Raw genomic sequence first — 11,907 nt, 5'->3', positions numbered from 1 at the left:
AAACATCATGAGCGAGAATACCCAACGCGTTGCCATCGTTACCGGCGCTTCCAAGGGCATAGGCAAGGCACTCGCCTTACGTCTTGCCGGCGATGGCGTCGCGGTCGTGGTGAACTACGCCTCGAGCCAGGGCGCAGCCGACGAAGTCGTTCGCGATATTGAAACGGCGGGCGGCAAGGCAGTCGCCGTCAAGGCGGATGTCGGCACATCGGCCGGCGTGACCACACTGTTCGACGCAGCGGAGAAAAACTTCGGCGGCGTCGACATCCTCGTCAACAATGCCGGCGTGATGAAGCTCTCGCCGATAACCGAGATGGACGATGTCGACTTCGACAAGCATATCACCGTCAACCTGACCGGCACCTTTTACGGCATCCGCGAAGGCGGCAAGCGTCTGCGCGAAGGCGGCCGCATCATCAACTTCTCGTCCAGCGTCGTCGGCATGTACGGACCGGGTTATGGTCCCTATGCCGCCAGCAAGGCCGGCGTCGAAGCCATGACCCATGTCGCCGCCAAGGAACTCGGGCGCCGTAGGATTACCGTCAATGCGGTCGCTCCGGGTCCGGTCGAGACCGAACTCTTCATGACCGGCAAATCGGAAGAACTGCTCCAGACCATTATCCGCAACATCCCGCTCGGTCGCCTCGGCCAGCCGGACGACATCGCCTCGGTCGTGTCTTTCCTGGCAAGTCCGGAAAGCGGCTGGGTCAACGGCCAGGTCCTGCGCGCCAATGGCGGCATGATCTGAACAACAGGAACGAAGGAGAACGCCATGCCGTTCGTCAACATCAAGACGCCGGAAGGCGCACTTACCAGGACACAGAAGCAGGAGATAATACATCGCACGACCGACATGCTGGTCGAATACATGAGCGAGGCGGCGCGCCCGCATACGATGGTGCTGATCGAGGAAATCAAGGATGGCGGCTACGGCCGCGCCGACGAGGTCTTCATCATTCCTGAAGCCTACCGCGCGCCGAAGGAAAACTGACCTTCGTAAACCCTCTTGAGCGGAAACAAATACGGCGCGGTAAAAACCGCGCCGTAAAAATCGAATTCGAACCGACCGTTCAGAAGCGGTAGGTCACACCGGCACCGATCAGCCAGGGATCGATCTTGGCCTTGCCGGAGAGCGGGCCAAGCGTGTCGTGATCGGCTGTCCAGTTGGTCTTGAGGAAGATCTTCTTGACGTCGAAGTTGACGCCCCAATGCTGGTCGATCATGTAGTCGAAGCCGGCCTGCAGCGCCCAGCCAAAGTGATTGTCCACGTCGAGATTGTGGAAACCGGCCTTCTCGGACTGGTTGTAGAACAGCGAATAGTTCACGCCGGCACCGAGATAGGGCTTGAAGTTGCCAAGATCGGTGAAGTGATACTGGATCGTCAGCGTCGGCGGCAGCAGCCAGGACTTTCCAACCGGAATGCCACCGATGGCTCCCGTGCCGTCGATCTTTGCATAGGTCGTGCCGAGGATCAGTTCGGCGGCGATATTGTCGGTGAAGAAATAGCTGATGTCGAATTCCGGTATGACCGTATCGGAATAGGAAAGACCGGCGCCATCGACGCGACCAGCGGCGGTATTCACCGTACCCGAATCATTGGTGATGACGCCAAGTGCCCGCACGCGGATCATCCACGGGCTCTGCGCATCGACATCCGTTGACACCGGAGCAACAGGGGCGGGCGTCATGTCGGCGGCTGAAGCGCCGACTGCAAAGAAAACGGCACCCATTCCCGCCACCCAACGAGAACATTTGCCAAACTTGCTAACCATTAGATTTGTCCTTCCAGCCTACTTTTTAATTTCTGGAAAAGGTCTAGGTCGCGCAATTCGCGGTGGACTTGATCGAGATCAAGTCGAACCTCCAGCCGATTGAAGTCGGCGTCGCTGTTGCCTTTATGACGCAGTTTTGAGGCCCCGCTAAAATGATCCGCCTCGTATAAGATCAATGACTTGCGTGTAAAAATACAAAACCGCAACCGATCAGACGACAAGAACCCCGCCTCCTTTGAGGAGACGGGGCCCGGGCAGTTCTAAACATGTTTGCCAAGCGATCCGTCACGCGGCTCTGGCAAAGGCGGGCGGCAGATATCGCCACCTGCAACGGTGCGAATCATCCGACTCAGGCATGCCCCGAGACCGCCTTGTTTCAGGCGAGCTTGCGCCCGCTTGCGACGATCATGCCGACGGCACCATCGAGCCATCCGGCCTTGAGTTCCAGCGCCAGGAAACGGTCACGCTGGAACGGGCCGGGCATGACGAGATGCTCGGTCTTGTTGGCAAAGAAGCCGAAGCGCTCGTAATAGGCGGCATCGCCGACGAGCAGCACGGCGCCATGGCCACGGTGATGCGCCTCGGAGATCGCAGCGCGCATCAGCGCGCCGCCGATACCCCTGCCCTCATGATCTGCGCAAACCGCAAGCGGCCCGAGCAACAGCGCTTCGATCGGGTTGCCTTCAGGCGAGATGCCGGCCTCGATATTCCACAGACGGACAGTGCCGATCACGTGGCCGTCGCCGTCGCGGGCAACAAGCGCCAGGCCTTCAGCCGGCACGCGATTGCGACGGATCTTCTCCGAAGACTTCGTGCGGCGATCCGCACCCATGGCGCGATCGAGAAGGTTTTCACGGGCAACGACATCGGCCGGCGTTTCGGCCGCGATCGTGTAGGTTTCAACGGGCGCAAAGAATGCGCGGACAGAATCAAGAACAGTGGCCATCTCTGGGCCTCCCGCACTTAAAACCGTTTCAGACGGTATCGGATGATCATTGTGGATTTGCCGCCCCGATTGATTACGGGGCCGGCAGAGGCGAAAATCGCCCAAAACTGGAGCCGCCAGTTAGATGACGTAGGCCTTGAGCGGCTCGAAGCCGTTGAAGGCGACCGCGGAATACGTGGTCGTGTAGGCGCCGGTGCCCTCGATCAGAACTTCGTCACCGATCGAAAGCGAGATCGGCAGCGGGTACATGTTCTTCTCGTACATCACGTCGGCCGAATCGCAGGTCGGGCCGGCAAGCACGCAAGGCTCCATCTCGTCGCCGTCACGCTCGGTGCGGATCGGGTAACGAATGGCCTCGTCCATGGTTTCGGCGAGACCGCCGAACTTGCCGATGTCGAGGAAGACCCAGCGGTGGTTGTCATTGTCCGACTTCTTCGAAATCAGCACGACTTCCGACTTGATGACGCCGGCATTGCCGACCATGCCGCGACCCGGCTCGATGATCGTCTTCGGCAGGTTGTTGCCGAAATGCTTGCGCAGCGAAGCGAAGATCGCCTTGCCGTATTCTTCGGCCTTCGGCACATCGCGCAGGTACTTGGTCGGGAAACCACCGCCCATATTGACCATCTGCAGCACGATACCCTGCTTCGCAAGCTGACCGAAGACGCGCTTGGCATCGGCAAGCGCCGAATCCCAAGCATCGACCTTGGTCATCTGCGAACCGACATGGAACGACACGCCGTAGGACTCAAGGCCGAGCTGATGTGCGTAGACGAGAACGTCGACGGCCATCTGCGGCACGCAGCCGAACTTGCGCGACAGCGGCCATTCAGCACCTTCGCCATCGGTCAGCACGCGGCAGAACACGCGGGCGCCGGGAGCTGCACGAGCCAGCTTCTCGACTTCCTCATGGCTGTCTACGGCAAAAAGACCGACGCCGAGTGCATGTGCACGCGCGATGTCGCGTTCCTTCTTGATCGTGTTGCCGAAGGAGATGCGGTCGGCGGTTGCACCGGCATCGAGCGCCATCTGGATTTCGGCGACGGAAGCGCAATCGAAGCTCGAGCCGAGCGAGGCGAGCATCTTGAGGATTGCCGGTTCCGGATTTGCCTTGACGGCATAATAGATCGCGCTGTCCGGCAGGGCGTGACGGAAGGCGTGGAAATTGTCGCGAACGACATCGAGATCAACAACGAGGCACGGACCTTCCGGACGTCGGGTCTTGATGAAGTCGAGGATGCGAGCAGTGGTCATCGTTCAGTCCCTTCAAAATCTCAAAGCTCCGGCTATGAACCGGAGGACAAAGGACGGATAAGGATGCACTCGGGCCAGTAGTTGGAGACACTGGTACCGTGAACACGCTTTACCGCGCGATATGTAGATCAACGCCCTGCCACGAGCTTTGATCCGGCTTTGTCTGCCTTGGATTGGAGGGTTGTCCCTACCGCACTTCCGGCAATGATGGTGTGCCTCTTCAGAATTGCAGGCTGATGGAAAGCTTGCAGAGACTAGAAAGGCCCGCACCGTCGTTGCTTCAGATGTCCTCGCATTTCCCGGTTGGCCGGAATAGCGACTGGAGGGGTTAGTTCCAGGTACCTTACCGATGACCTCACCTTAGAGATAAATCTCAATTCGAGGGTCGGCGGACACCCATGGGCACGTGCGACTTTGGGCAGCACGGGAGATAAGAATATTCGCAGTCATAATCAAGAGATTTGTTGGGCTCGACCGTTTTTTTGCATTGGTCCATAAACATCGAACGACTTGACCACATTCGTTCAGTTTTTAGGAGCAATCTCTTGGACACCTTGACCCGCATGCGCGCCTTTATCGATGTTGTCGAGGCCGAGGGCTTTTCGGCCGCGGCGCGTCGCACCGGGCGTTCCAAGGCGCTTCTGTCCAAATATGTCCGCGAACTGGAAGACGATCTCGGCGCCTTGCTCCTCAACCGCACCACAAGACAGTTTTCGCTGACCGAGGCCGGCCACACCTATTATCGCAGCGCCTCCGACATCCTGAAGGAGATCGACAATCTCGCCGACCTGGTGCGCGAGGGCAATTCGGATCTCAAGGGTCGGCTGCGCATTTCCGCACCGCGCACCTTCATCGACGCCGAGATCGGTCAATGCATGATCGACTTTGCCAAGGCGCATCCCGACGTGCAGCTGGAAATCGTCGCCGACGACCGTTTCGTCGATCTGATCGAGGAAAATTTCGATCTCGCGATCCGAATCACCCGGCTGGAAGATTCCGGCATGATCGCCAAGAAGCTCAACGACTTTCGCGTCCATGCCGTGGCGACAGCCGACATCGTCGCACAATACGGGCCGCTCGATCATCCCCAGCAGCTGAACGGCGTCCCCTTCATCATCGATACCAACACACGCTGGCACAACAACATCCGCTTCGTCGAAAAGGACGGCTCCACGATTTCCGTCGGCGTCTCCGGTCCGATAGAGGTCAACAGCCCGCAGGCAACGCTGCGGGCCGCACGCGCCGGCCTGGGCGTCGCAATCATCCCGGATTTCATCGCCAACCCGCATATCCATTCGGGCGAACTCGTGACCCTCTTCGACGACTACATCATCAAGGATCGCGGTATCTACGCCGTCTATCCCCATCGCCGCTACCTGCCCGCCAAGGTCAGGAGCTTCGTCGATTTTCTCGCCAACTGGTTCCGCCAGTCACGCTGAACAGGTAACTGTGTAACAGCTGAGTCGAAATTCCGTCCCAATTCAGCGGCACAGACTGCGGGACAAAAATGAGGCCCCGGACTGTATGCGAAACAGGATTGCAATCACCACGCTGGCGATATGCTGCGCCCTGCCCTTTCCGGCGTTTGCCCACCCGCACATCTTCGTCGAATCGAGGATGGAGGTCATTGCCGGACCTGATGGCAATGTCCAGGAATTGCGCAATGTCTGGCGTTTCGATGAGGTATTTTCATCGAGCGTGCTGCTCGACTTCGACAAGAACAGCGATCTGAAGCTGGACGAACACGAACTTGCCGAGCTTGGCGAAACGATGCGCCATTCGCTGGCCGACTATCATTACTTCACCACGCTGACGATGAATGGCGCAACGATTGGCGTCCAGAAGCCGGATGTCATCCACGTCACCTTCAAGGACAACCAGATCCTCGCCTTTTTCGCCGTCAAGCCGGAGAAGCCCATGCCGCTCAAGGGCAGGCTGACTTTCGGGGTTTACGACCCGTCCATGTATACCGCCGTCGACTTCCCGACCGACAATGATCTTGTCGCCAACGGCCCAGCCTTTGCCAAATGCAAGCATAAGGTCGTACGGCCCGACCCCGACGAGGTTCTTTCGCAGAACAGCTCGACGCTTACCGATGCCTTCTTCAACGACCCGACCGGCACCGACATGTCGAAAATGTTCGCGACCCGTCTGGAGCTGACATGCTGAGACCTGGCAGACCCGGCATCACCGCGGCCTGCATCCTGGCCGTTTGCACGACTGTGTGGATGGCGGGCATCGCCCATGCCCAGTCGCCGCTCGGTGTCGGTTCGGCCGAACCCTCTTTCGCTGTTGGCGGCCCTTTTGCCCCCTATCTCAGCTGGATCAATCACTACCAGCAGTCCTTCTACCGCGCCCTTACCAAGGCGTTGATCGCCATGCGCAAGGATCCTTCTGCATTGGCCGGGCTGATCGGCCTGTCCTTCGCATACGGCATTTTCCATGCCGCCGGCCCCGGCCACGGCAAGGCCGTCATCTCCTCCTACATGGTCGCCAACGAGGTGGAACTGCGCCGCGGCGTGGTGATTTCGCTGATCTCCTCGCTGCTGCAGGGCCTCGTCGCCGTGCTTGTTGTCGGCGCAGCCTTCATTGTTCTGCGCGGCTCCGGCATCACCATGACGCAGGCCACCTGGGCAATGGAAGTGGCAAGCTTCGCGCTCGTTGCACTGTTCGGCGTCTGGTTGCTGGTGAAAAAGATCAGGGCACTCAGGATCCGTGTCGTGCGGCGGGATTCTGCAGCACCTGCAACGGCGACGTTGTTCAGCGGCCCGGCCGCTGGACGCAGTGCGACCGGCCTGAATTTCAAGGCGATCGAGATCGATGATCACGACTACCAGGGCGACAGCGACTATTGCGAAACCTGCGGCATCAGCCACATGCCTGATCCCAAAACCCTTGCCGGCAAGGAGTTCAATCTGAAGGAAGCCTGGTCGGCGATCGTTGCCGTCGGCCTGCGCCCCTGCTCGGGAGCGATCCTCGTGATGAGCTTTTCCCTGTTGAACGGCCTTTATCTCGGAGGCATCCTGTCCGTGCTGGCAATGTCGCTGGGCACGGCCATTACCGTCACCATCCTTGCCTCGCTGGCAGTTGGTGCCAAGGATATTGCCATGAGGATAGCCGGGCCCGGATCGCCAACCGGTCGGCGCGTCGGCCATGCGATCGAGATCGGCGGCGCGCTGTTCGTCATCATCGTCGGATTGTCGTTGCTGGGCGCCTCGCTACAGGCGTAAGCCGCTTAGCGCCGCTGCTGATAGCGGGCCCTAAGCCAGAAAATCCAGAAGAAACCCAAAAGCAGCACGGCGCCGACGACGAAGGCGAGCACCGGCGAATATTGCCCGATCCACAGAACCAGCGTCGGCAGAAAATAAATGACCACCCCCGCCCCGAGCAGGATGACGGCGGCTGCAATGACCTGCGATCTTGTCTCGGGCGTCATCTTATTCCCTTGTCTCAGGAGGCCGCGATTTCGGCGCGGATATCCTCCAGCCGGCGTTTCTGCTTGCCGTCCGCGTCAAAATTACCCGGCGAAAGCCAGGCCTCGAACGCCGCCTTCACCACCGGCCACTCGCTGTCGATCATCGAGAACCACGCTGTATCGCGGTTTCCACCGCGGGAAATCACATGCTGGCGGAATACCCCTTCGAAGGTGAAGCCATAACGCAGCGCCGTCACCTTGCTGGGCTCGTTCTCGTTATGGCACTTCCATTCGTAGCGCCGATAGTCGAGATCGTCGAAGACGTGTTTTGCCATCAGATAGTGCAATTCCGTCGACATCGGCGAGCGTTTCATCGCCACACCATGGGCAACGGAACCAACCTCGACGACACCATTCTTCGGATCGGGACGCATATAGCTCGCCATGCCGACGATCCGGCCCGTCGCATTCTCCCGCGCCACCAGAGTTACGAAGCTGAGATTGGCACGCGCATTCTCGAGCCATGCCCCGAACTCGTCGGGCGTCGAATATTCGTCGTTGGGAAAATAGCGGATCAGGTCGTTGATCTCTGCGGCGCCACCAAGAGCGTCCCAAAGTTGCTGCAGATGTGTTTCCCGATCATAGGTTTCGAGAGTGATCAACCTGCCGCTCAGAGTGACGGGGGCCGGAGCCGCAACTTTATAGGTCTTCAGATCGCGCATGGGAGCCTCGTTGAGATAACAGAGGCTTACGTGAAGGATGCAGGTTAGGCAACGCCATCGGCCGCTCCAACGGGGAGCCAGAAGGCGAGAAAAGAGGAGCCAGCAGGTTTAACCTGCATATCCGAATTGCTCCAATTGAAACCCAATGCGTTTCCCTCTCATTTATCATCATCAATATTTGGTCGATCGGGGATATTGTTCTCTTCCCCAATATTGATTTAGATATTTCAGCTTTACCGAGATTCGATCGATGCCCGTAAACCTTCCGCAGACACCACCAATAGACCCGAGACTGCTTTCTTTTCTTGGCCAGGTAGCAGGAAATAGAGGGCACCTACTCCTGTGCGAGGAAGACTACGACATTTTGGAAGAAGAAGACTTCTTCCGTGATGCGATGCGGCGCAATCTCGTGAGAATTGATCAGGGTGGCGAATGGTCGGCGGGCACGATCGTCTCGATCACTCGTCACGGGCGCCTCGTCATCGGCCAGACCGAACGGCCAAGTCTTTGGAAGAAGATCGAATTCATGTTCCGGCAGCGCAGCGGCGGGACCGGGGCCTGAGACGATGAAGGCCGCCCTGTAATCGGACGGCCTCTGTCCATGGCGATCAAAGTATCGGGAAAAGCGATACCCCGAAAAAAAACCTTGAGGGACGAAACTATGCGCCCGTCAGACGGGCATGGAAGCAACCTTGGCAGAGGAAACGGTCGCATCGATATGGTCGACAAGCGCGTCCGGAAGATTGAGGCGCCCGGCCAGCATGTCGAGATACCCCCGTTCAGCCCGCGTATCCGGATCGATGGTCAGCCGCGTCGCGGTGTAGAGTTCCACCTTCTGCTCCTCCGTCCGCGCGGCGGCAACGAGGTCGTCGAGATCGACCGGATTGGCGAGTTCCTCGGCGATGAAGGCTTCCGCCTCGGAGCCCAGATCGACCGCATGGACCTTCTCCATGATATTGGCCCGCTCGCTCTGGTCGATATGACCGTCGGCCTTGGCCGCAGCAATCATTGCCCGCACCAGCGTCAGGGCAAAGTCGTTGGAGAGCTGCGGCGATTCCAGGCTGAAGGCCGAGTCCGGCGGCGGCAGAGCGATCGGCTGATTGGCATTCGGCTGCGGTTGCGGCGCCGATTGGGGAGATTGCCCCGACTTGTAATTCTTGTAGGCGAGATAACCGAGGCCCGCGACAGCGGCGATACCACCGATCGTCGCGGCGTTGCCGGCAAATTTGCGACCCGTCTTGGTGCCAAGAATGGCAGCAGCAATACCGGCGGTCTTCAGCGGGTTGTTCCGGGCGATGTCCGTAATCTGCCCCGCCCAACCCGACGCGGATCCGGACTTCTCGCCTCCCGAACGCCCCGGGACCTGTGACCCGAGGAACTGGTCGAGAAGTTTCTTCGCGTCGAACATCGATATCTCCTGTCGGTTGAATTCCAGACGGGAGATAAGAACGAAAACGCGGGAAAACAATTTTCCCGCGTGTCCGATAACGAAATTGTCAGAAGGGCATGACGACAGCCTGCCCGGATGCTCAGCTTCAGGCCTTCAGCGCGAAGGCTTCCGAAGCAAGCTTGGTGATCCCGGCCCAGTCGCCTGCAGCCACCAGTTCCTTCGGCGCAACCCAGGAGCCGCCGACGCAGATGACGTTCGGCAGCGACAGGTAATCCTTGGCGTTCTTCAGCGAGATGCCGCCGGTCGGGCAGAACAGCGTACCGGCAAGCGGCGACGACAAAGCCTTCAGCATCGGAGCACCACCGGCCTGCTCGGCCGGGAAGAATTTCATCACGTCGTAACCGGCCTCGCGAAGCTTCATCACTTCGCTTGCCGTTGCAGAGCCCGGCAGCAGCGGAACAGGAGAATCCTTGGCGGCGGCAAGCACGCCTTCGGTCACGCCCGGCGAAACGATGAAGGTCGAGCCGGCCTTGACGGCGGCGTCCCAGTCCTTGGCATTGAGGATCGTGCCGGCACCCACATGGGCGCCTTCCACTTCCTGTGCGACGGCCTTGACCGCGTCGAGGGCGGCCGGCGTGCGCATGGTGATCTCGATCGCCCTCAGTCCACCGGCGACCAGCGCCCTGGCGAGGCCAACTGCCGACTTGGCATCCTCGACGATCAGGACCGGTACAACCGGCTGCAGCTTAAGGATCGACAGTAGCTTTTCGGTCTTGCTCACCATGATGGCGTCTCCCATAAAACAATTGAAAATATGGAGCCCGGAAATAAACGCCGGCACCGTCATTGTCGAGAAAAAACCGGCCGGTGCGACAGAACGCATTTTCCAAACGTCATGTTTGCACTACGGTGCATCCGATGTTCCAAGACAGGCGTAGGTGGTATGGCAAAGGAAATCGAGCGCAAGTATCTGGTCAAGAATGATGGATGGCGCGCAAAGACCGCCTCCTCTTCGAGTTTTCTGCAGGCCTATATCGCCTCCGGCAAGGATCGCTCGGTTCGTGTTCGCATCATGGATGACGAACGCGCCCGCCTGACCATAAAGATCGGCCGGGATCTCTTCGCACGTGACGAGTTCGAATATGACATCCCCCTTGCCGATGCACGCGAGATGTCGCAACAGGCACTGGGCGTGGTGCTGGAAAAGACCCGCTACATGGTCCCCTTCGAAAATCATGTCTGGGAAGTCGACGTCTATTCGGGAACCTATAGCGGCCTCGTCGTTGCCGAGGTCGAGATCGCCCATGAAAAGGTGCAGCCCGCCATTCCAGACTGGATCGGCCAGGAAGTGACCGGAGACCGGCGTTATTCCAATGTGACGATGGCGACAGAGGATCTGAGCGAGGAATTGCTGAATGGCCTATCGTTTAAGACCGGATAAGCCGTTCACCGCCGAGGTTCGCCTGGTGGCAAACGACCAGCTGGTCAAAGCGATCGGCTATATCGATGATCAGCCCGATGGCCCACACGAGGCCATTCACGATGCCCGCAAGCGCTTCAAGCGCATCCGTGCCCTCTATCGGCTCATCGAGCCTGCGGCACCCGAGTTCCGCCGCCGCGAAAATTCCCGCATCCGCGATATCGCCCAGTCACTTGCGGCGGTCCGGGATGCCACAGCGCTGGTCGAGACGGTGGACTATCTCGGCGATTTCGCGGGCTCTCCAGAAGAACAACAAGCGCTCGCGGCAGCACGCGCCATGCTTGCCGCGCGACGGGACCGGATAGCGGCCGAGGAACATGATTTGCCGGCCAAGATGGCCACAGCCGCCGCCGATTGCCGCCAGGCGATGGCAGCGCTCGACGCGCTCGAGCTTTCGGATGCGCCACGCAAGGCTGCAGCCAAGCTCGCCAAGGCCTGGCGGAAGCAGCGCCGGAAGGCCCATGCGGCGCTGGCCGCCTGTAAAGATCATGGCGGCGCCGAAACCTATCATGATCTGCGCAAATGCGGTCAGACCTACTGGATGCACCTCTCACTGCTGCGCGAGATCTGGCCTTCCGCCATGCTTGCCAAACAGGCCGGATGCAAGACGCTGGTCGACTTGCTCGGCCATGAGCACGATCTCTCGGTCCTGACGGCAGTCGTTGACGAGCAGCCGGATCTCTTCGGCGACAGCGAGACACTGGCTCGCCTGCTGGCTGCCATCATCAACCGCCAGCAGATCCTCCGGCGCGAGGCGACGCGTCTTGCGCATGAAACCTTCGCCGAAAGCCCCGAGGCCGAAAGCCGCCTGATCGCCCTTCTGTGGGAAGAGGCGGCAAAGACATCCACCTCCCCGCGCAGGGTGAACAAGGGCACCGGCAACGCTTCGCAAGAATCCGCGTTGCGCGGCGTGAAATAGCGCTGTATT

The 11,907-nt window shown here is 59.5% G+C and carries 15 protein-coding genes; 8 read left to right on the top strand and 7 right to left on the bottom strand.

The genetic code is table 11. The features are described from left to right. Positions 1-7: 7 nt before the first annotated feature. Together AC2GXZ_RS01825 and AC2GXZ_RS01820 are read left to right on the top strand one after the other, a co-directional pair. Entirely contained in the window at positions 8-748 is a 741-nt protein-coding gene (locus AC2GXZ_RS01825; protein ID WP_483757416.1) for an SDR family oxidoreductase, read from the top strand. Between the two features lie 24 nt (positions 749-772). Beyond that, positions 773-991, top strand: a complete 219-nt coding sequence (locus tag AC2GXZ_RS01820) for a tautomerase family protein (protein ID WP_483757415.1) — start codon at positions 773-775, stop codon at positions 989-991. Between the two features lie 79 nt (positions 992-1,070). On the opposite strand, the gene AC2GXZ_RS01815 is transcribed toward AC2GXZ_RS01820, so the two are convergent. The 3 genes from AC2GXZ_RS01815 to odc2 all read right to left on the bottom strand — a co-directional run bounded on the left by AC2GXZ_RS01815 (position 1,071) and on the right by odc2 (position 3,972). Next, a complete protein-coding gene (locus tag AC2GXZ_RS01815; protein WP_483757414.1) occupies positions 1,071-1,730 on the bottom strand; it encodes an OmpW/AlkL family protein in 660 nt (219 codons plus the stop codon). 418 nt (positions 1,731-2,148) lie between these two features. Next, positions 2,149-2,718, bottom strand: a complete 570-nt coding sequence (locus AC2GXZ_RS01810; protein WP_483757413.1) for a GNAT family N-acetyltransferase — start codon at positions 2,716-2,718, stop codon at positions 2,149-2,151. Positions 2,719-2,838: 120 nt separating this feature from the next. Next, on the bottom strand, positions 2,839-3,972 hold the full coding sequence (gene odc2 / locus AC2GXZ_RS01805; protein WP_483757412.1) for an ornithine/lysine decarboxylase: 1,134 nt from the start codon (positions 3,970-3,972) through the stop codon (positions 2,839-2,841). Between the two features lie 545 nt (positions 3,973-4,517). On the opposite strand from odc2, the gene AC2GXZ_RS01800 reads away from it, so the two are divergent. The 3 genes from AC2GXZ_RS01800 to AC2GXZ_RS01790 all read left to right on the top strand — a co-directional run bounded on the left by AC2GXZ_RS01800 (position 4,518) and on the right by AC2GXZ_RS01790 (position 7,202). Then, a complete protein-coding gene (locus tag AC2GXZ_RS01800) occupies positions 4,518-5,411 on the top strand; it encodes a LysR family transcriptional regulator (protein ID WP_483757411.1) in 894 nt (297 codons plus the stop codon). A gap of 85 nt (positions 5,412-5,496) precedes the next feature. Next, positions 5,497-6,141: a DUF1007 family protein gene (locus AC2GXZ_RS01795; protein ID WP_483757410.1), complete on the top strand. Its 645-nt coding sequence runs from the start codon at positions 5,497-5,499 to the stop codon at positions 6,139-6,141. Beyond that, entirely contained in the window at positions 6,135-7,202 is a 1,068-nt protein-coding gene (locus tag AC2GXZ_RS01790) for a nickel/cobalt transporter (protein ID WP_483757409.1), read from the top strand. Before AC2GXZ_RS01795 ends, AC2GXZ_RS01790 begins: the two co-directional genes overlap by 7 nt. A gap of 5 nt (positions 7,203-7,207) precedes the next feature. Here AC2GXZ_RS01790 and AC2GXZ_RS01785 read toward each other — a convergent pair whose 3' ends face one another. Both AC2GXZ_RS01785 and AC2GXZ_RS01780 read right to left on the bottom strand, forming a co-directional pair. Continuing rightward, on the bottom strand, positions 7,208-7,408 hold the full coding sequence (locus AC2GXZ_RS01785) for a hypothetical protein (protein WP_483757408.1): 201 nt from the start codon (positions 7,406-7,408) through the stop codon (positions 7,208-7,210). Between the two features lie 14 nt (positions 7,409-7,422). Beyond that, a complete protein-coding gene (locus AC2GXZ_RS01780; protein ID WP_483757407.1) occupies positions 7,423-8,109 on the bottom strand; it encodes a GNAT family N-acetyltransferase in 687 nt (228 codons plus the stop codon). A 250-nt stretch (positions 8,110-8,359) separates the two neighbouring features. Between AC2GXZ_RS01780 and AC2GXZ_RS01775 the strand changes: the two genes are divergently transcribed. Continuing rightward, positions 8,360-8,671, top strand: coding sequence for a hypothetical protein (locus AC2GXZ_RS01775; protein ID WP_483757406.1), 312 nt, complete (start codon positions 8,360-8,362; stop codon positions 8,669-8,671). A gap of 108 nt (positions 8,672-8,779) precedes the next feature. Here AC2GXZ_RS01775 and AC2GXZ_RS01770 read toward each other — a convergent pair whose 3' ends face one another. Then, positions 8,780-9,517, bottom strand: a complete 738-nt coding sequence (locus AC2GXZ_RS01770; RefSeq protein WP_483757405.1) for a tellurite resistance TerB family protein — start codon at positions 9,515-9,517, stop codon at positions 8,780-8,782. 127 nt (positions 9,518-9,644) lie between these two features. Then, entirely contained in the window at positions 9,645-10,283 is a 639-nt protein-coding gene (locus tag AC2GXZ_RS01765; RefSeq protein WP_483757404.1) for a 2-dehydro-3-deoxy-phosphogluconate aldolase, read from the bottom strand. A 159-nt stretch (positions 10,284-10,442) separates the two neighbouring features. Here AC2GXZ_RS01765 and AC2GXZ_RS01760 point away from each other — a divergent pair, with 159 nt between their 5' ends. Both AC2GXZ_RS01760 and AC2GXZ_RS01755 read left to right on the top strand, forming a co-directional pair. Then, positions 10,443-10,940, top strand: a complete 498-nt coding sequence (locus AC2GXZ_RS01760; protein ID WP_483757403.1) for a CYTH domain-containing protein — start codon at positions 10,443-10,445, stop codon at positions 10,938-10,940. After that, on the top strand, positions 10,915-11,898 hold the full coding sequence (locus AC2GXZ_RS01755; RefSeq protein ID WP_483757402.1) for a CHAD domain-containing protein: 984 nt from the start codon (positions 10,915-10,917) through the stop codon (positions 11,896-11,898). Before AC2GXZ_RS01760 ends, AC2GXZ_RS01755 begins: the two co-directional genes overlap by 26 nt. Positions 11,899-11,907: the final 9 nt, after the last annotated feature.

The sequence above is a fragment of the Aliirhizobium sp. YIM B11859 genome (genome assembly GCF_057163345.1).
Note: the sequence above shows the minus strand (reverse complement) of the source record. Positions and strands in the feature narration are given on the sequence as shown.